The following is a 17,845-nucleotide window of genomic DNA, read 5'->3' as shown; positions in this document are numbered from 1 at the left end:
GATCCGAAGTCAGAGAGTTCTCTCAGCACGCTACGGGCGCGCGTGGCGAAAGCAAGCACCGTTCGGCGGATAGCTTTAGTTGGTTCGTGGGCTTTTGTGGTGGAGCGTTGCATAAACGGCGGCCTGAGTGCGGTGTTCAACCCCGAGTTTGGCGAAGAGCCCGGAAACGTAGTTTTTGATAGTTTTTTCGGCGAGACCGAGTTGCGCGCCGATCTCGCGGTTAGTGCATCCGTCGCCTATGAGCTGGAGTACCTGACTTTCACGCAGCGTGAGGTGGGGCTCCGTGCTATCGACGGAGACCATCTCATTCAACGCAGATCGGACCCCCGCGGTCACGGTCGAGGACATGAGTGACTCATCTCGTGCAACGCGGCGAATTGAGTCGACGAGATTCTGACCCCGAACGTTTTTAAGCACGTACCCGGAAGCGCCAGCAAGCACCGCAGCGACGCTGGCCCGGTCGTCATCGTAAGCAGTCAGGATAATGCTCCGAATTCCGGGGTGTGTGGAGTGGATGGCGCGACAGAGGTCAATCCCACTTCCATCGGGCAGTCGGACATCAAGCACAACGACGTCGGGGAGCGTGGCTGCTACTCTCGCGAGGGTTCGCCGGGCTGTATCTGATTCACCAACAACTTCTAGGTCGTCTTCGCGATTGATGAGGTCAGCGATTCCGCGGCGCACGATTTCGTGGTCATCGACGAGAAAGACGCGTGTCATTGGTCGGTCCCAGGGTCGAGCGGGATGCACCAGCGTGCTCGCGTACCATGGGATGCACCGGGTTCGAGAGTGAAGACGCCACCTCGCATTTCTGCACGTTTCGCGAGGTTGGCGGTGCCGCTGGAGCGAGTATTCGTTGGGCCGATGCCCTTGCCGTCGTCCTCAACGGTTACCGTGATGTCCGTGTCGGTGGCTGTGATATCGACCTCGAGATTTTTGGCGTTCGCGTGCCTGGCAACGTTAGCAAGACATTCCGTGACCACGGCGACGATGTCATCCGCGAGTGTGCCGGTAGCGACGGCGTCGATGGCACCACTGAAAGTCATGCGGGGCGACGATGCCAACAGGGGGGACAGCTCTGCGATCACATCGAGAAGTCGATGGCGCAGTAGCGGGCCCACGGATGCTGCTCGGGTAGTGAGAGTGAATACCGCGGAACGAATGTCAGCGATCGCGACATCGATCTCGGCGGTGTGCCCGTCAATTGCCACCGCATGCAGTGGGTCTTCTTCGGCCAGAGCCTGCAAGCCAAGTCCAGTGGCGAAAAGACGTTGGATAACACGGTCGTGAAGGTCGCGCGCAATCCGACTGCGGTCTTCGATGACGCGCAACTTTTGTTCGTCACGCCGCGCCCACGCCAACGCGATCGCGATCCCGGCCCGATCGGCAAATTCCGATACCGAGGCCACTTCAGCCGGAGTGAATGTGGGATCACCGGGGACTCGAACCACGCACAGTGCACCAATTGGGTTTGACGAAACGAATAGGGGGGCCGCAATTGTAGGTCCAAGTTGAACTCGGCCATCGAGCAGCGAACGGTCGTTGCCCTCCTCAGTGACGATAACGGTTCCCGCTGCAATCGCGCGGGCAGCGATTGATTCCTCCGAAGAGAAGGCCGCGTGCTCAAGGAGCCCGGCCCCGCTCCCGCGAGCCGTTTCCACCCGTACCCGTCCCCGTCCCCGTCCCTGACTCGGACTAGGGGTTAAAATCGCGACGAGGGATGCAGGAACGATGGACATGACGTGTTCCGCCACAACGCCCAGCACGTCTTCGGTGCCAGGGGATAGTAGTGCTGACGTGACCTCAGCCAGCGCATCACTGAGTCGTTGCTGCCTCTTTGACTCTTGATACCTGCGGGCGTTTTCGATGGCAATGCCTGCGGCAACCGCAAGCGAACTAATAAGCTCTTCGTCCTCTTCAGTGAAGGATCCATCTTGCCGGTTCGTGAGGTAGAGGTTACCGTACACGGAGTCGTGAACTCTGACAGGAACAGCGAGGAACGAGTCCATAGGCGGGTGGTGCTCAGGAAACCCGCTCGACCGCGGATCTCCCGCAATTTCATCAAGACGGATGGGGGCGCCGCTATCAATAACCGCACCGAGCAATCCGTGGCCTTCAGGAAGATGTCCGATCGCATGGACTTCGTCGGAGGACATCCCGACATGAATGAATCTCTCCAAGTGTCCATCGGGATGGATCACGCCGAGCGCTCCATAGCCGGCATCGACGAGCGCAACAGCAGCCTCGACAATGCGCTTCAGCACGCGCTCCAGATCTAGCTCCTCGAGCACGTCGCGGCTCGCATCGAGCAGGCTGCGCAGTCTGCGCAGTCTGCCTTGTTGGGTCGAAACTTGGTGGGTATTCTCAACTACTTCAGTGATCGAATTCTCAAGCCCCAACCGCGCGGCGTTGGAAAACTGTAAGCGGTTATCAGTCATGACGGTACCGTCCAAGGGCTAATAGTTCGCGACTAACGCTAACGCAACTCTACAGAATGCTTCCGGAGAAGGACCTTCGACCCTAGTGCGTCTGGACATTCGACTCACACCGGAGAAACGCAGGTCATCAAACTGGATGAACGACACGTCGTAGGAATAGATGGATCGAGGCTGGTAACGATTAACGTGTGCCAGCCCACAGCACCTCTCGACTTGGCGGCAACGCTTGCTTAGCCAAAGTGGGGTCGTTATGGGTCGCTGCTGAGGAACTCAGTGGACCAGCGCTCTAAGGGCGCTGCCCTTTGGGAGATCGCCCAACACCTCGTAGATCCCTTCGGTGCGGTCGGAGGTCAACTCGTGAGTGACGAGCTTGGGGAGCATGCCCGCTGCGGGGGGAAGGAGTTCAGACCGCTTCACGCGACCGTGCACGAATACTGTGTGTCCTTGGGCGAACTGGCTTCACGGGGGCTCGATAGGATCCACGCACCGTCGTGGTATCGATCACGCGTCGAGAATAACGACCGCATAGCCAGCGGCGAAAGCTGTCGTGGTCCGATTCGGCGCGCCAGACGTTGTCCTCGAATTTGCACCGCTCTTGTCCGAGAATCACGAGCGTGCCACTACCGACGGATCTGGGATCCGCTGAGTATTCGCCCGCGATCTGCACTTGTCCGGGGAGAGCGAGTTGCATTCGACGAGTAATCGCTAGCTGGGTACGGGTGAGGGGGGAAAGTAAAACGGAGTTCCCCAGCACTAGCGCGGACGTGAGATGGCGGACAAAGGCAGAAGGTCGAGTGGAAGGCAACGCCAACACGGTGATTATTCCTATCGGCTCGAGGAAGCTGAACTCGAGTCGAGTCGGCGAAACGAGGTCCAAGCGAAACGGGAGCCTGTGGCAAACCTGCTCGAATGCCCTCAGCTCGGCAGCGACGTCGGAGAACTCTGGTTGCATGAACTGAGCAAGTATCAAAGAGAGTCGTTCGTGTCGTGGACTGGCCATTCACCGACTATCGTGCATCGTTCCGCGAGAAACGAGGGCCAAAGGTCCCATGAGAGTTGAAATAGCGTCATACCCAACTATGAAGAACGTTTAAAACAGGTTGTCCAGTAGTACGGGACCTTAGGCCCTATTTGCCGGGCGCGAGCAGAGCAAAGCTTGGTACATGGCCGACACTAGAGATTTCAATCGAATTATGGTGGGCGTGGATGGCTCTCACTCATCTGTAGAGGCACTGCGTGCCGGCGCGAAGATAGCCACAGCGCTTAACGCTCCGCTGAGGGCCGTCATGACTTGGCAGGTGTTGCCGATGACGAACATCTTTCCTCTGGAGGGGTGGTCTCCAGAGGATGATGCGAAGCAGGCTCTCTCTGCCGCGATCGAGGAGGCTTTCGATGGCTCGCCCCCACCGAATCTAACTGCAAGCACTATTTGTGGCGCTCCCGCTCCCGCACTCATCGAAGAGAGCAAGCGTGCATCCATGCTGATTCTCGGCAGGCGCGGTCTCGGAGGCTTTACTGGACTTCTGCTTGGTTCTGTGAGTGCTGCGTGCGTGAGCCACGCCCATTGCCCTGTCCTCATCATGCACGGCGACGAAAGGAAATCATAATGTTTGATTGGTCGGATTCTTGGAGCGTAGTTTGGTCCTTTTTCTGGATCTTCGCCTTCATCGCGTATCTATTTGCGCTATTTGCAGTCATTTCAGATCTGTTCCGAGATCATGAGCTCAACGGCTGGTGGAAGGCTCTCTGGATCGTGCTGCTTGTGTTCCTTCCATTCTTTACGGTGCTGGCCTATTTGATCGCGCGAGGCTCCGGAATGGAGCGGCGCGCGAATCGTGAATCCCAGCAAGCTCAGGCTGCGGTCGAGAACTACATCCGTGGTGTCGCCCGCCAAGCAAGCCCGGCCGAGGAAATTGCAACAGCGAAATCACTGGTCGACTCAGGCACAATTAGCCAGCAAGAGTTCGAAGCAATCAAGGCCCGAGCGCTTGCATAGAATTCGGCGTCTTCGACAGCTGGTCAGAACTCTGTGCCGTGTTGTGCCTCGATGGGGTGAGACACGAATCGCACGATCAGTAGTATCGGTTTAGGTATTGATCCGGGGCGGCTCACGTTAGCTATTGCCCGTGATGCTGCGAATGAGTCTCGAGAAAAATATGAGCACAGAATCTCAGCGGCATGGTGTCATCCGTAGTTCCCGTAGTTCCCGGAGCTCCCGGGGGTTCGCGTTCGTGGGTAAGCCAATTGACCGTTCCCGATTCGATTTGGAGTCGGTCGTCTCCGGACAACGCACTATCCTCATCGAGCGGCGCGCCGAGCGAATCCGTGCGGAGGGGAAAGACGTTGTCTTGGATGATGGAGGCTGGGTCAGCCACGACTAACTTCTAGTTGCCACGGGGCGGTGGAGGGCATCAACCTGATCCTTTTGTCTTTTAACGACCAGCAGCTACCCAAACGCGATCGCTCGGCTCGGGGTTGTGGTGAATGACTTTGGGGCGCTCAACGTCGACGCGGTCGAACACTTTTCGACCGTCGACACCTGGCGCGATCCGCCACAGCGTTATGCTGCCGCCACACTGGTGGTGATTGGCAAGACCGACCTGCTGCCGCCCGCTGATCGGGCTCAGACGGTGGAGCGCATCCGGGAGCGAGTGCGAGCCCGCAACGCTGAAGCCCCGATCGTGATCGCAGAGAAGGGCGGAATTGACCCCGAACTCGTGTTCGACAACGCATCGAGCGAAGAGGCTCCCGATGAGCTGCCGATTGCCGCCTTGCTGCGGTACGAGCATCACGAGCACCATGAGCACGCCGCGTCGGCGAGCGTTGCGTTGGTTGGGCCGATCTCGCCGAGTGCGCTGATGGATCTGCTCGAGGAGCCCCCAGCGGGAACGTACCGACTGAAAGGTCGGGTTCGAGTCAGAGGGCTGAAAGCCGAACGCGGCTACGTGGTGAACGTCGTCGGGCGCATGATTCATGTGGCCCCACTGTCAACGCCGCCGTCGGTCGGCGAGCTTGTCGCGATCGGAATGGACCTCGACGCCGACGCTGCGCACACCGCGCTGCAGCACGTTGCGGCATCGCAGGCCGGAACCGATGCTGCAGGCCTGCGACGGGTGCGACGCTACCGAAAGCTCAGCGACTGAATCCCCACCGCGGCAGTGGCCCAGGGCTCGCGAGTGGGGCCACAGGCTAAGGCTCAACGCGGCAGCTAGCCCTGGCGTCCCTTGAAGCGCGGGTTCAGCTTGTTGATGACGAACACGCGGCCACGGCGGCGGACCACTTGCGAGCCGGGTTGATTCTTGAGCGATTTGATCGAAGCTCGAACTTTCACGTTTCCTCCTTGATGAGAATGGTTATCATTAAGGATGTTAGCAGCAGAGAGCGGAGCCACAACCACATCATGAACCCCACCGGAATCATCGCCGTCGTCGGCCAATGCAGTGTGGAGCGGTCGCGCTATGCCCGCCAACTCGCGGCCCACACCAAACGTTTCTGCTTGCCGGCAACGTGGATCGAACGCTCACGAACACCCATTGAGCAAGCGATATTGCTGGCGACCGAGACATCATCGGGTCCAGAAGTGGTGGTGGAGATGCCGCGCGACGTGATCGTGAAAGAACTGATCGGCGAACTCGCCAACGGTCATGAAAACGCATCCTTGATAAGCTTGGTGTGTGTCATCGATGTGGCGTGCGTTCTCGCTGACCTTGACGGAGGCGAACACCTCCCGCTCGGCAGCCCCGCCGACGGTGACGTGTTCGAAGTTGTCGCGCGGGCACAACTGATGGTGGAGCAGATCGAATACGCCTCAACGGTGGTGCTTGTGAACTGGGAACGATGCGCCACTGCACCGCTGGCAACCCTGATGGCGCTCGTCAACCACTTGAGCCCGCGGGCCGCACTCACCCTTTTCGGCACGGGAAATGAGCGCGTTGAAACGAACCACGACTATGCGGCTCGTCAAGATAGGGCCGGCTGGGTAAGCGTGCTCAACGGCGACTTTGCGCCCTACATGGCGGATTCGCGCGTCAGTGCACTCCGTTATGAACAAGTGCGCCCCCTGCATCCGCAACGACTTCAACGGCTGCTCGACGATCGAATCGAGCCGGGGGAGTTCGGTCGCGTGGTGCGTTCGGCGGGGTTTTGTCGGCTCGCCACCCGCACTCAGATTGTCGCGCAGCGGGAACACGTAGGGAAGGTAATCTCCCTCAACCCGATCGCCACCGATGCCATCGGAGCCGACGATGACGAGCTACTTGCGTGTGGTCAAGAGTTGGCCTTTATCGGGCTCGACTTGGACCATGACGCGCTCATCGCAGCGCTCGATGAAGCCGCGCTCACCGACGAAGAATTCGCGGCGGGCCCGGTCAACTGGGCGACGTTCGTCGATCCGTTTCCTGAGTGGATGCGCGTTTCAGATCACTAAGGCCGCGGGCATTCGTGGCGCCACGAGACCCGGGCTGCTAGCGGGGGAGTTGCGCGTCGGGCTCGGGATCGGCCGCGATGTCGGGTGACAGCATCCGCCGCTTAACGAGCGCAGCTTCTGCCGCCAAGATTCCCAGCACGACCACAGCACCAAGGGCGATGAGCAACAGCACGATTCCGAAGTCGGCGCCTGGCGCCAAGACCTCGCCTTCCTCGGTTTGCCAGGGCCAGAGGGCGCGCAACGAGCCGAGCATGAGGCCGGTCATGATGACGAGGGTGACGCGGCGGCGGTTTTTGAGCAGCCATTGCAGGGCCGAGACGAAGAGGCCGAGGCCGATGATGGCGCCAATGGCGAAGGCTCCGAGGTAGCCGAGATTGCGGTCATTGACGGCGGCGAGGGTGGGGGCGTACATGCCGAGGATCAGCAGTAGGTAGGAGCCGGAGACTCCGGGCAGCACGAGAGCGCAGACCGCCAACGCGGCTGCGAGAGAGACGATGATTAGCGCAGGGTCGGCATCTCGAGCCTGCGGCAAGCTCGTGAGGGCGACGGCAACGCCGGCGGCGAGGAGGCCGATGAGGATTTCGCGGAACGTCCAACGCCCTCCGACCATGCGCGCCGGCACGATGAGCGACGCCGCAATCAGGCCGGCGGAGACCGCGCGGGTTCCGGTGGGGAACTGCTCAATGAGGGGCGCAAGGAGGGCGGCGCCCAGAACGATGGCGAGCAGCATCCCGATACCGATGGGGAGAACGACGTTCCAGCGCACCGAACGAAAGTGGGCGGAAGCACGTGACAGGCCGCGACCCCGGATGCCGTCTGCAACCGTGAGCGCCACACCGCGAGCGAGGTGCCCGGCTCCGTCAATGAGGGAATCGTAGACGCCAACGAGTAGCGCGATGGTGCCGCCGCTGACGCCGGGAACGATCTCAGCGAAGCCGATGAGCATGCCACGCAATGCATCACCGACAGTGCGGATGACGGGGTGTACTCGGGTCATTGCGTGCTCTTTTTCTGGTCGAAATTCGCTGGCTCGGCGCAGGACAGTCGGTCTAGTGTAAACGGCCACAACTGGGGACGGCAGCGTGGGCAAAACACCAGCCAACAGCCTCTACCCTTGAGGGGTGAGTAAGGGCAACGGCTCCCGCATGCGGGCATATCGACAGCGACTGGGGCGATCTCTCGTCGCGATGGCCGGGGGAGCCCTGCGCACCAATAATGCGCCGACCCAGCTGCTCTCTATGCCCGGGCACGAACCGCAACTTTCGCAGCGTCACGCGCGCTCGGTCATTGACCTCTGCCTGCGTGCTGGCGAAGCGATGCTCGCGACCGGTGCCTCTGCTGCCGACGTTGTCGCTACCGTGCTGCGCATCAGCACCGCGTATGGCGTCAGCGGGATGCACGTCGACATCACCTTCACCTCTCTTACGGTGTCCATTCACCGAGGGATGAACGAAGACCCCATGTCGATCATGCGCATCGTGAAGGTGCGCACTATTGACTACACGCGCCTGCAAAACGTGTACTGGCTCATCGACGAGCTCACCAGCCCTGACGGCCCCGGCGACGTGGATGAAGCGCGCGAACAACTCAGTACCATCCTGACCACGCCCCACCCGTACCGGCGCTGGATGGTGACTGCCGGCAAGGCGCTGCTCGCGGCAGGGGTCGTCGTGATGTTCGACGTGAGCTTCGTGCTTGTGCTCGTGGCGGCAGCATCCGCCGCTATCTCAGACATTCTGACTAAGCGGCTCGAGCGACTGTCGGTTCCCGCCTTCTTCGCCCAGATTGCGGCGGCAGGCGTTATTACCGTGATTGCCGTCTTCATGTTTTGGCTGCGGTCGATCGGGATCGACATACCCGGCTCCAACAGCCCCACCGTGATTGTGATCTCGGGCATCATCATGCTGCTCTCCGGAGTGGGCCTGACCTCGGCCGCCAGCGACGCGATCGGTGGCTACTACGTCACCGCCACCGCCCGAGGCCTCGAAGTGATGATGATGACCATCGGCCTCGCGGTCGGTATCTCGATCGTGCTGAGTGTGTCGCTGCGCCTCGGCATCCCTGTCGCGATCGGTGACTCCCTCGGCGACAACCGCAGCGTCATCTCCGGGATGCTCGGCTCGGCCATCATCGCCGTCGGCTTCGCCCTCGCCTCGTATGTTCGGATGCGCTTGCTCCCCATCATGGCGATCGGCGCCGCCCTCGTGTTCGCCGTCTACTGGTTCGTGCTGCCTTTCGCGACTTCGCCGGGACTCGCGCCTGCCATCGCTGGAACCGCCGCCGGCGTCATCAGCTACCTTCTCTACCGCTGGCTGAAAGTGCCCGAAGGCGCGACCAACATGGTTGGCATCATCGCGCTGCTGCCCGGTCTCGCCCTCTACCGCGGCATCTACGCCCTGATGGATTCCGAATTCGGCGTCACCGAAGCATTGCCTTCTATGGTGATGGCTCTGGCCACGGGCCTCGGGCTTGCGGCGGGAACAACCATCGGCGGCTTCGTCGCGCGACGCACCTTCGGCTTCGACCGTGCGGCAATGTTGGCGCTGAAGCGGTCGCGCACGCCGCGGTAGTGGGTCACTCGAAGAAATTAGTATTTCTGTTTAGCTAATGAATCGAATGACCAGATTTCGATTTCTAGAGCGGTTGCTGAACCGCCGATAGATGTCGAGTACGTTCGCGCACCACTGATGGTCGCGCGAATGCGCAAGTGATCATCCTGAACGATCGGTTTCAAAAGATCACAATTCTGGGCCCCCGCGACTACGTAAGTGTTTTGGTCGTATTCGTAAGAGCGCTCTGTCTGCGCGGGACCGGTTTGCATGCGGAAAGCACACGAGCCAGTGTTCACATCGAACTGAACTACCTCGCCATACAAAACGGCTCTAGTCCCGCTGTAAGAATCAGGGTCTTTGATTATCTGTGACCACGTGGACTGGCTAAGCGCCTTGAACGCTGCTTTATCGGGAGCTGCGGTGGTCTCGACTGCTCGAGAACCGATCATAAAGAGGGACCCGGGTTTGGGGGTCTGCGTCTTGATCGTGAACCAGTCTTCGCTCTCGCCGAAGTCTCCAATCACGTAGGCGTCAGCGAACTTGGTCCGAGCGTCTGCCACGGAGCCGCCTACCGCATTCGGAACGATCGTCACAGGAGGCACAAGAATAAGGGCGACCGTTGAGCCGGCTTTGACCCTAGTTCCGGCGGCGTTCGACGGTATTACGACATTTGCCATTTCCGAGGACAAGAACTCCGAGTCCACCGTCACGGGGAATACGGTTCCTGCGAACGTTCCCTCCCCGTGGATACCAAATTCCTCCAAAAAGAGGTTTAGATCCTCGACTGCTATGTCCTCGCTGCCGTCGACCGTTGCGCCGTCGATATACCCGAACTCGACCTTGCCGTTCAGGCCGCGAGTTGCGAGTAGTTTCTCGGCGTCGGCGACATTGCTCAATGCGTCCAATGTAGGAACACTGACCATGACTAGTCCACCCTGCAGGGCAATCTCGGCGCCTGGTGATACGCGCGCCCCTGCTGTAGGCGTCTGCTGATCGACCTCCCAGAATTTGTCGAGCTGACTTTTGGGGCCGTCGATGACTTCAATCTCAACGTCCATATCCAGCGACTTCAGTTCGGTTTCAGCCTCAGCCAGGGTGAGGCCGACTAGGTCGGGGAGCGCAATTCTTTGGAGTTCCCACGGGAGATAGATTGAGATTCCGATCAGCACCGGAATGCTGACCGCTGTAATCAGAAAAGCGCGGCTGTTGCGAAACTTTTTCCAAGTGGACAACGCTGGGACTAGTGTCTCTGGGAGATCGACGGACTCTGTGGTCTCAGCCTCCCCGGATGTTTCTGCAGTGTCTGATTGAGTATCGGACCCCACGCCGTCTTGCTCATCGTCGTTTGATGACGAAATACTCTCATCCATTTTCCCCGACCCCCAAAGTCATATGTACTTATGTTGGCATAAGGATCGCGTTGTCTGGAAATTGAGGAACGTAGCGCCGGAAAAAGGTCTAGGTGATCGGCACATATGTGGATAAGCGGATATAGTTCGCGCAGAGATTTGAAGTAGTTCGGTAGGCCCTCACGGGATTCAAATTTCAATCGGCGCCAATCTGCACTAATCACGATGGCAGTGGTTCTCGTTCCCGTGCTCGATGACGCTACGAAATTTCTCCGCGTCGCGAACGGTGCAGCTGCTGCGTCCGGCGCCTGCTCTTCTAATGCGAGCAAGTAAGTTTGGAACCTTGATTGGCGCTGCTTTCCGTCCCGATATGAGGTTTGTGACCGCGCCCCAGCCCCTGCGGTTGTGATTGGGTCACCCGGCGGGCGTTCAAAGGCGGGCTGCAGGCCTGACACGCACACACAAGAACTCTGAGAACAGTATGTTACCGTTCGGTACAGAACGCGAGTTCGCTTCCGGATCGCCACCGCGACCCGTCCCCACATCAGGAAGGATCCCCACAATGGACCTCAGTAACCGCCGCGGAATCATCACCGGAGCTGGCCAAGGAATCGGCCAGGCCATCGCCCTCGAATTTGCCGCGAAGGGTGCACACCTGCTGCTCGTCGGGCGCACCGAAGCCACGCTGCAGAAGACCGCTGACCTCGTCACGAACGCAGGGGGAACATCCGAAATTCTGGTTCAAGACTTGGGTCAGGCGGATGGTGCACAGAACGTCGCCGACGCCGTGAAGTCGTGGGAGACCGTCGACCTTCTCGTGAACAACGCCGGTAACGTGCGCGCTGGTCGCCTCGAAGACGCCACCGCGGAGCAAGCCACCGCGATGATCGACCTCAACCTCACCGCGCCCGTGCTGCTCACGCAGGCGCTGCTGCCGCAACTGCGCGCCAGCGGTGCAGCGGGCGGAAGCCTGCTCCTCAACATCTCGAGCGAGATCGCTCTCGTCGCGATGCCGTTCTACTCCGTCTACGCTGCGACCAAGTCAGGTCTGGCCGCGTTCGGTGAGGCGATGCGTCGCGAACTGCACGGCACCGGCGTGCATGTAGCCACGGTTTACCCGGGCGCCACGGACACCGAAATGATGAGCAGCCAGAATGCTGACTGGACGCGCCGCCCCGTCTCTGACGTCGTCGCGCAGGTCATGACCGGTCTTGCCGCCGACGAGCACGAGATCAACGCCTCAGCGCCCGATGGCCGCGGAATGCAGGAACTCAACGCTTCTGACCCGCTCGCTGTTGACGCTGCGATGGCTCCCGGCCTGGCCGACATGGAAGCTGCCGTGAAGGACCACAACAGCATCTAGCACTTCTCTTCCGAGGGCGCCGCGATTGTGGCGCCCTCGGAATATCTAAAGCCCCATGCGACTTGTTATGTGAGTACCAAGTCGAGTGGGGCTTTCCCGTCTCTGTGGCGCGCGAGGTCAGTAACCTCGCGTCACACAACGCCGAAGCTCCCCAACTCCCCATAACCTCGAAAGGTGAACGCTGTGGAAACCCTGTTTGTTCTGGTCGGCCTCGTGGCATTCGCCACTGTGCTCGGCCTGTTCTGGCGTGACCGCACCGGCCGCATCAAGCGCACGGCTACCACCGGCTCGAGCGCTGCCACTGCAGCTGGATCAGCCGCCGCATCCGAAAAGAATCGCATCGTGATCGATGGTGTCGCCCCGTTCGGCAGCCGCGTCACCTTGCTCCAGTTCTCCACCGCAGCCTGCGCAATCTGCCCCACGGTCCACACCCAGCTGAGTGCCCTCGCCGGCGAACTCGATGACGGAACCGGCTCAGTCGTTCACGTCGAGGTCGACGTCACTTCACGCCCCGAGCTCGCCAGCCGTTTCAACCTGTTGCAGTCGCCGACCACGTTCATCCTCGGTGGCAACGGTGTGCTTCAGGCTCGCATCGGCGGAGCCCCCAAGATCGCCGACGTCCGTGCCGAACTGCACCGGATGCTCGCCCTCGCGCTCGGCTAACGACGAGTCACCGCACCCTTCCACCGCATGCCAACCCCGCCTCGCCCGCACTAGAGAGCACCTCCTATGACTACGCCCCACACGAACGCCGCCGGAGCGGCTGAGCTCTCCGCGTCGAAAGCTGCCCTCGCAGCGAAGCCCGGCCAGGCCGGCATCGACCCGCGTGGTCCTCGTTTCGGTGCTGGGATCACCGCAGTGCTGCTGCTCGCGGTGATCGGCCTGGGCCTCGATGGTGCCGCAGCACTTCCGGCAACACTCGCCGAGCGCGCCACCCAGCCCGCGTTCCTTCTCCTGGCCGCCATCACGGCGCTGTTTGCGTGGGGCGCCTTTGCGGGCATCCAGCGTCACCCCTACGGTCTATTCTTCAAGGCGGCGATACGTCCGCGCTTGAGCGCACCGAGTCACCTCGAAAACCCCGCTCCGCCCACGTTCTCGCAGGGCGTCGGCCTGTTCGTCACGGTCATCGGCGTCGTGCTGCACCTCGCTGCCGTGCCCTACGCCCTCGTTGTTGCCGCGGCATTCGCGTTCATCGTCGCGTTCCTCAACTCGGTCTTCGACTACTGCCTTGGCTGCCAGCTCTACATGCTGCTCGTGCGCGCTGGCCTAGTCGGACGCGGGAGCAACCGCTCTGCAGCGTAACGGCGAAGCGAAACAGTCGCACCGCCGCGGTGCGGCGTGCTTGAGTACCGCGTCAGCTTCTCCTCGCAGGCACGACACTGGCGTGCACACCTCCGATAAATTGGAAGCATGCACCGCACGAGCCTCACCCTCCGTCTTGTCATCCCCGCCATCTGGCTTGGCCTGATCATCGGCATTTCGTTCCTCGAGACGCCGCTCAAGTTTCAGGCGCCCGGAATCACTCTTGAGCTCGGGCTCGGCATTGGGCGTCTCGTGTTCTACGCGATGAACACCACCGCGCTGGTTCTCGCTGCGTTGCTGACTCTCGCCATGATCCGACCGCGTGCGACGCGCCTGCAGTGGGGACTGCTCGCTGGTTTGTGGGCGGTGCTGCTCACTCAAATACTGGTGATCCGCCCGCCGCTCAATGCCCGCACTGATGCCGTGGTCGCCGGCACCGATGTCGGCGGTTCACTCTGGCACTACTTCTACATCGCAGCAGACGGCAGCACTTTCGTACTGCTGATCGTCTTCATCGTCGTCACAGCCCGCCTGCTCATTCCTGCGGCTGCTCCGCGCCAGCTCGCCTAATTCGTCAGCGCGGCACGCCGACCTTCCCAGTGAGTATGCCGTGACCTGAGGCGCAACTCTTCCCCCATCTGGGGTACACGATTATCGTGACATTACAGTGGGCAGCTACCGAACACGATGGCTGCCCGATTCCTCACACGCGAGCGAAAAGGAAGAAACCATGTCTGATCTCACTAGCCCCGCCGCCTCCGACAGCGCTGCCGGCCCCGACGCCCACAACATCCAAGACTGGACAGATCTTGGCAAAGAGATGTGGTCGTATCTCACCGGCCGCAGTGCTGTCATCGACTACAACTTCATCGACATGACGGTCGAAGTTCCCCGCGACGTTGGCCAGGATGCGCCTCGCGCAACGTGGAAACTCAACGGCACTCTGAGAGTGACCACCAGTGAAGGATCCGGCTCCGAACCGACCGCCCCGTAACGATGAGTACTTCAACGACGAGTACTCCAACGAGGCTCGACATCGATCTAGCGTTCTCTCTCATCGAACCGATACGTGACGATGCGGATGACGCGTCATCAGGCAGCGGTGAGTCTGGAGCCGCGCCGCTCGAGACCGAGAAGATGACGGGCACCATCAGCGCCAGCGGAATGGACATCGAAGTATTTTCGAGCAAGCCGGAGCTGTTCCTTCAAGCGCGAACGGTGAAGCTCAAAGACGTGCGTAGCGTGGCCAAAGTCTTGGCTGACCGCGGGCTTACCGTCGCGCTCTCAGGGCCGCTCGGTCTCATCGCTCGTGTCGGGGCGATCAAGCCTTCGGTCGCGCAACGAGTGCTCACTGGCTCTCCGCACATTTCGCTGGGGAGTCGCGCGGCGATTGCGCCGCTGCTGCGGCGTCGTGATGCCGGCGCGGCGACGGCATCCGAGATGCAGTTTCCGCCAAGCACGCTGCTGCCGCTGGTGCCGACGTTCGATCGGTTTGTGCGCAAACAGATCACCACGACGCACTACACGGCGGGCGCGGGGCGACCTCGACTGTTCTTTGTCGTGGGCTCCGAAAACTGGAACGGCCAGATGCCGCGAGAGTTCGAGCTGCGATCAGAAGTAACCACTATTGGATCGTCTTCTGCCGCGGACCTGCAGCTTCCCGGCCTGGAGCCAATCCACGCCGAAATCCGCCACGATGACGACGATGAGTACGTGCTCCACGCCATCGGTGCCGTCGGTGGCGGATCGCGCCCGCTCACAGGGCAGGATCCCGGCGCACGCACGCTCAGAACTGGCGCGCGAATGGAAATGGGTGAGTGGCGCCTCGGGTTCTTCCGCGAAGAATACGCCGACCACGGTCGGCCGTTTGGTGGCCGCATCGGAGGCGAAATGGGACACCAGAAACCGCAACCCGGTCGGCACCGAAATGTACCGGCACCCGCACCGGTCGCACCGCCGGAAGTTCCGGAGACGCCCTAAACAGCGACCGTTGGCCTAGTGCGTGGGCTGCTCGGCGATCAGCAGCCTGCGCAGGGCCGAACGCGTCGCGATCGAGACACCGAGCAGGTCGAAGACCTCGTGGGTTCGCGTGGCAGTGTCACGAACAATGGGAAGTTTGTCGCGCATCCACTCGTCCACCTCAGCGGGTGAGCGAATCTCTTCTGGCTCGGCGCCGGGAGCAAGCTGCTCGACGGCGGCCATCGCGTGCACGGAGGTTGCATAGTCGGCGGCGACGGCGGCGGGATCAACCCCCGCATTGCCCAGAAGGAGCGCGCTGATCATCCCGGTGCGATCGCGCCCCGCGCTGCAATGCACCAGTGTTCCCGGTTGTGACGACGCAATTGCTTCGAGGGCGCCAAGCACTAGTTGGGGTTGCAACCGCCAGTTGTGCTGCCAGTATTCGGGGGAGTCGAGGATGGGGGCGCAGGTCTCCCAGAACTCAGAATCGTTCTGATCTTCAGTGGGGGCGTTGACGATTGTGATGCCATCGAGTGCCGCGTCAGAAATCACGTGATCGCCCTCACCAGGGCCGACCTCGTGCTCACAGCGGAGATCAACAACGGATGCCAAACCCCAGGCCCGGGCATCATCCCACCCGGCCGCGGTCAATCGCTCCCGGCGCGGTCCGCGAGCAATTCGACCCGCTGCTGTTACTCCGCTGCGTGATAACGCCGTGGGAAAGCCGCCCAAATCTCGAGCATTGATATAGCCATCCCACGCAAGTGTTGTCATTTCCTCAGCATACGGAGCAGTCGCGGTGTCGGCCAGAGTAGAGCCACGGATCACGGCGAATTCGCATGTTCGTGCGCCTCCACGGAAAGCTGGCGGTGAGCCGCCGCTCTGCAGCGTGGCGACACACTGGGCTGCTACCCGAAATCGGTGATTATGCTCGCGACGTGTCAACGACATCCGTCACCAACCCCGAACCCACGAAGGAGCGCACCATGTCAGTGCTCGACGAAGTTCTCTCCGCCAACGCCTCCTATGCCGAAAACTTTGGAGACAAATCCGAACTCGCTTTGCCACCGGCTCGTGGCTTCGCGATCCTTACGTGCATGGATGCGCGCCTCGACCCCGCACAATACGCCGGCCTAAGTGAGGGTGACGCGCACGTCATCCGCAATGCGGGAGGACGCGCATCCGACGACGCCATTCGATCGCTCGTGATTTCGTACAAACTCCTCGGCACGAAGGAGTGGTTCGTGATTCATCACACCAACTGCGGGATGCAGTTCTTCACCGACGACGTCATGCGCGGGCTCTTGGCCAACAGCCTTGAGGCCGCTGCTTTGGGCGAGGCCGGATTCGAAGACGTGGGCACCGGTCCTGGCTCGGCCGAAGCCAAATATATTGACTGGCTCACCATCGCCGACCAGGCGGAGAGCGTGCTCGAAGACGTCACCCGAATCAAGGCTCACCCTCTGGTTCCGAGCGGTATTCCGGTCTATGGCTATCTCTACGACGTCGCCACGGGGCAGCTCATCGAAGTGCCGGAGGCAACAGCTGCCGGTGCTGCGGCCTAGAGCTGCCCAGACCCGCGCGGTGTCGGCGACGGTTGTCGACACGTAGGCTCGACCCATGGCTATCTCCCGCTTCGAAGAGCTCGACTTTCAAGAGACCCCGATGGGGGAGCTCACCCTGCGACGCCGACGCGAGCCAACGCTCGATGTTGACGTTTATGAGGTCAAGCTCGGTGAGGAATACCTCATGTCGAGCCTCTTCACTGTGGCCGAAATCGCGCTTTCCGATCTTGGGCTTGCGGCGGCTACCGGGGATGCACTGCGCGTCGTCAACGGCGGGCTCGGCCTTGGTTACACGGCCGTTGCCGCTCTCGCCGATCCGCGCGTGGCTTCGCTCGAAGTGATCGATGCTCTGCCGGCTGTGATTGATTGGCACAATCGTGGCTTGCTGCCGGTGTCTGCCGAGCTCACCGGTGATAGCCGCACCACTCTCACCCATGCCGACTTCTTCGCCGTCATGCGCGCCGAGCCGACGGTGCCCCACGACGTGATCCTTCTAGATGTCGACCACTCACCCCGGCACCAGCTCGACCCCAGCCACGCCGACCTCTACACCGTCGACGGTCTTCGTCGTGTGCGAGCGCATCTCACTGAGGGCGGCGTCTTCGCATTGTGGTCGGATGACCCGTCCGACGTTGAATTCATGGAGCGCCTCGGCCAGGTCTTCGAGAGCCCGATCGCGCACGCGGTCGACTTCGATAATGCGCTCACCGGTGGCGTGTCATCTAACACGGTGTACGTCGCGATGCGGGGCGAGTAGCGCGCGACTCAAGCGTCAGTGCACCCGCGGCTTCCTGTGTGAAACCTCAATTTGGAACCGTTCGGTAGTAAACCCCAGTTCGCCGTGCTAGCGTCCGGAGAGAACGAGGAATTGTTCCCGGGGCTCTATTCAGC

General features: G+C 61.1%; 20 protein-coding genes. 13 read left to right on the top strand and 7 right to left on the bottom strand.

All coding sequences use genetic code 11. From position 1 onward, the window contains the following. Positions 1 to 75 precede the first annotated feature (75 nt). Both I6E74_RS09590 and I6E74_RS09585 read right to left on the bottom strand, forming a co-directional pair. Positions 76 to 720: a response regulator transcription factor gene (locus I6E74_RS09590; RefSeq protein WP_197125064.1), complete on the bottom strand. Its 645-nt coding sequence runs from the start codon at positions 718 to 720 to the stop codon at positions 76 to 78. Continuing rightward, a complete protein-coding gene (locus tag I6E74_RS09585; protein ID WP_197125062.1) occupies positions 717 to 2,438 on the bottom strand; it encodes a GAF domain-containing protein in 1,722 nt (573 codons plus the stop codon). The genes I6E74_RS09590 and I6E74_RS09585 overlap by 4 nt, the downstream gene beginning before the upstream one ends. A gap of 1,163 nt (positions 2,439 to 3,601) precedes the next feature. On the opposite strand from I6E74_RS09585, the gene I6E74_RS09580 reads away from it, so the two are divergent. Together I6E74_RS09580 and I6E74_RS09575 are read left to right on the top strand one after the other, a co-directional pair. Further along, the gene (locus tag I6E74_RS09580; RefSeq protein WP_197125060.1) at positions 3,602 to 4,045 is read left to right on the top strand and encodes a universal stress protein; all 444 of its coding nucleotides are present in this window, start codon (positions 3,602 to 3,604) and stop codon (positions 4,043 to 4,045) included. Then, the gene (locus tag I6E74_RS09575; protein WP_197125058.1) at positions 4,045 to 4,434 is read left to right on the top strand and encodes an SHOCT domain-containing protein; all 390 of its coding nucleotides are present in this window, start codon (positions 4,045 to 4,047) and stop codon (positions 4,432 to 4,434) included. Before I6E74_RS09580 ends, I6E74_RS09575 begins: the two co-directional genes overlap by 1 nt. Before the next feature lie 121 nt (positions 4,435 to 4,555). Here the strand turns inward: I6E74_RS09575 and I6E74_RS09570 are convergent, their stop codons facing one another. Next, complete coding sequence (locus I6E74_RS09570; RefSeq protein ID WP_197125056.1) at positions 4,556 to 4,813, bottom strand: hypothetical protein; 258 nt, start codon at positions 4,811 to 4,813, stop codon at positions 4,556 to 4,558. Positions 4,814 to 4,918: 105 nt separating this feature from the next. Between I6E74_RS09570 and I6E74_RS14735 the strand changes: the two genes are divergently transcribed. Beyond that, entirely contained in the window at positions 4,919 to 5,581 is a 663-nt protein-coding gene (locus I6E74_RS14735) for a GTP-binding protein (protein ID WP_197125054.1), read from the top strand. A 65-nt stretch (positions 5,582 to 5,646) separates the two neighbouring features. On the opposite strand, the gene ykgO is transcribed toward I6E74_RS14735, so the two are convergent. Next, positions 5,647 to 5,769 carry a type B 50S ribosomal protein L36 gene (gene ykgO / locus I6E74_RS09560; protein WP_197125052.1) on the bottom strand — a complete coding sequence of 41 codons (123 nt, stop codon included), beginning with the start codon at positions 5,767 to 5,769 and terminating at the stop codon, positions 5,647 to 5,649. Positions 5,770 to 5,838: 69 nt separating this feature from the next. Between ykgO and I6E74_RS09555 the strand changes: the two genes are divergently transcribed. Further along, a complete protein-coding gene (locus I6E74_RS09555) occupies positions 5,839 to 6,864 on the top strand; it encodes a GTP-binding protein (protein WP_197125050.1) in 1,026 nt (341 codons plus the stop codon). 37 nt (positions 6,865 to 6,901) lie between these two features. Here I6E74_RS09555 and I6E74_RS09550 read toward each other — a convergent pair whose 3' ends face one another. Then, positions 6,902 to 7,861 carry a DUF368 domain-containing protein gene (locus I6E74_RS09550; RefSeq protein WP_197125048.1) on the bottom strand — a complete coding sequence of 320 codons (960 nt, stop codon included), beginning with the start codon at positions 7,859 to 7,861 and terminating at the stop codon, positions 6,902 to 6,904. 124 nt (positions 7,862 to 7,985) lie between these two features. On the opposite strand from I6E74_RS09550, the gene I6E74_RS09545 reads away from it, so the two are divergent. Further along, positions 7,986 to 9,434: a threonine/serine exporter family protein gene (locus I6E74_RS09545; protein ID WP_307784444.1), complete on the top strand. Its 1,449-nt coding sequence runs from the start codon at positions 7,986 to 7,988 to the stop codon at positions 9,432 to 9,434. Positions 9,435 to 9,451: 17 nt separating this feature from the next. Here the strand turns inward: I6E74_RS09545 and I6E74_RS09540 are convergent, their stop codons facing one another. After that, positions 9,452 to 10,786 (bottom strand): PASTA domain-containing protein, encoded by a 1,335-nt coding sequence (locus tag I6E74_RS09540; protein ID WP_197125046.1) that lies wholly within the window; start codon positions 10,784 to 10,786, stop codon positions 9,452 to 9,454. 541 nt (positions 10,787 to 11,327) lie between these two features. On the opposite strand from I6E74_RS09540, the gene I6E74_RS09535 reads away from it, so the two are divergent. The 6 genes from I6E74_RS09535 to I6E74_RS09510 all read left to right on the top strand — a co-directional run bounded on the left by I6E74_RS09535 (position 11,328) and on the right by I6E74_RS09510 (position 15,410). After that, a complete protein-coding gene (locus I6E74_RS09535; RefSeq protein WP_197125044.1) occupies positions 11,328 to 12,128 on the top strand; it encodes an SDR family oxidoreductase in 801 nt (266 codons plus the stop codon). A 183-nt stretch (positions 12,129 to 12,311) separates the two neighbouring features. Beyond that, a complete protein-coding gene (locus I6E74_RS09530; RefSeq protein ID WP_197125042.1) occupies positions 12,312 to 12,791 on the top strand; it encodes a thioredoxin domain-containing protein in 480 nt (159 codons plus the stop codon). A gap of 66 nt (positions 12,792 to 12,857) precedes the next feature. Further along, on the top strand, positions 12,858 to 13,430 hold the full coding sequence (locus tag I6E74_RS09525) for a DUF4395 domain-containing protein (RefSeq protein ID WP_197125040.1): 573 nt from the start codon (positions 12,858 to 12,860) through the stop codon (positions 13,428 to 13,430). A 108-nt stretch (positions 13,431 to 13,538) separates the two neighbouring features. Further along, complete coding sequence (locus tag I6E74_RS09520; RefSeq protein ID WP_197125038.1) at positions 13,539 to 14,000, top strand: hypothetical protein; 462 nt, start codon at positions 13,539 to 13,541, stop codon at positions 13,998 to 14,000. A gap of 160 nt (positions 14,001 to 14,160) precedes the next feature. Beyond that, positions 14,161 to 14,424 (top strand): hypothetical protein, encoded by a 264-nt coding sequence (locus I6E74_RS09515; protein ID WP_197125036.1) that lies wholly within the window; start codon positions 14,161 to 14,163, stop codon positions 14,422 to 14,424. Between the two features lie 2 nt (positions 14,425 to 14,426). Beyond that, on the top strand, positions 14,427 to 15,410 hold the full coding sequence (locus I6E74_RS09510) for a hypothetical protein (protein WP_197125035.1): 984 nt from the start codon (positions 14,427 to 14,429) through the stop codon (positions 15,408 to 15,410). A gap of 15 nt (positions 15,411 to 15,425) precedes the next feature. Here the strand turns inward: I6E74_RS09510 and I6E74_RS09505 are convergent, their stop codons facing one another. Next, complete coding sequence (locus I6E74_RS09505; protein ID WP_197125033.1) at positions 15,426 to 16,163, bottom strand: tyrosine-protein phosphatase; 738 nt, start codon at positions 16,161 to 16,163, stop codon at positions 15,426 to 15,428. 164 nt (positions 16,164 to 16,327) lie between these two features. Here I6E74_RS09505 and I6E74_RS09500 point away from each other — a divergent pair, with 164 nt between their 5' ends. Beyond that, complete coding sequence (locus I6E74_RS09500) at positions 16,328 to 16,954, top strand: carbonic anhydrase (protein WP_307784442.1); 627 nt, start codon at positions 16,328 to 16,330, stop codon at positions 16,952 to 16,954. 55 nt (positions 16,955 to 17,009) lie between these two features. Further along, positions 17,010 to 17,711 (top strand): spermidine synthase, encoded by a 702-nt coding sequence (locus I6E74_RS09495; protein WP_197125031.1) that lies wholly within the window; start codon positions 17,010 to 17,012, stop codon positions 17,709 to 17,711. Positions 17,712 to 17,845: the final 134 nt, after the last annotated feature.

The sequence above is a fragment of the Salinibacterium sp. SWN139 genome (assembly GCF_015864625.1).
GTDB lineage: Bacteria > Actinomycetota > Actinomycetes > Actinomycetales > Microbacteriaceae > Rhodoglobus.
The sequence above is the reverse complement of the archived record's forward strand: the minus strand, read 5'-3'. Positions and strand labels throughout refer to the sequence as shown.

Bases quoted from the DNA above. Each gene is read 5' to 3' on its own strand.
- I6E74_RS09575 (WP_197125058.1), top strand. From the start codon at position 4,045: ATGTTTGATTGGTCGGATTCTTGGAGCGTAGTTTGGTCCTTTTTCTGG.
- I6E74_RS09520 (WP_197125038.1), top strand. From the start codon at position 13,539: ATGCACCGCACGAGCCTCACCCTCCGTCTTGTCATCCCCGCCATCTGG.
- I6E74_RS09590 (WP_197125064.1), bottom strand. From the start codon at position 720: ATGACACGCGTCTTTCTCGTCGATGACCACGAAATCGTGCGCCGCGGA.
- I6E74_RS09540 (WP_197125046.1), bottom strand. From the start codon at position 10,786: ATGGATGAGAGTATTTCGTCATCAAACGACGATGAGCAAGACGGCGTG.
- I6E74_RS09585 (WP_197125062.1), bottom strand. From the start codon at position 2,438: ATGACTGATAACCGCTTACAGTTTTCCAACGCCGCGCGGTTGGGGCTT.
- I6E74_RS09525 (WP_197125040.1), top strand. From the start codon at position 12,858: ATGACTACGCCCCACACGAACGCCGCCGGAGCGGCTGAGCTCTCCGCG.
- I6E74_RS09580 (WP_197125060.1), top strand. From the start codon at position 3,602: ATGGCCGACACTAGAGATTTCAATCGAATTATGGTGGGCGTGGATGGC.
- I6E74_RS09505 (WP_197125033.1), bottom strand. From the start codon at position 16,163: ATGACAACACTTGCGTGGGATGGCTATATCAATGCTCGAGATTTGGGC.
- I6E74_RS09495 (WP_197125031.1), top strand. From the start codon at position 17,010: ATGGCTATCTCCCGCTTCGAAGAGCTCGACTTTCAAGAGACCCCGATG.
- I6E74_RS09555 (WP_197125050.1), top strand. From the start codon at position 5,839: ATGAACCCCACCGGAATCATCGCCGTCGTCGGCCAATGCAGTGTGGAG.
- I6E74_RS09510 (WP_197125035.1), top strand. From the start codon at position 14,427: ATGAGTACTTCAACGACGAGTACTCCAACGAGGCTCGACATCGATCTA.
- I6E74_RS09550 (WP_197125048.1), bottom strand. From the start codon at position 7,861: ATGACCCGAGTACACCCCGTCATCCGCACTGTCGGTGATGCATTGCGT.
- I6E74_RS09535 (WP_197125044.1), top strand. From the start codon at position 11,328: ATGGACCTCAGTAACCGCCGCGGAATCATCACCGGAGCTGGCCAAGGA.
- I6E74_RS09515 (WP_197125036.1), top strand. From the start codon at position 14,161: ATGTCTGATCTCACTAGCCCCGCCGCCTCCGACAGCGCTGCCGGCCCC.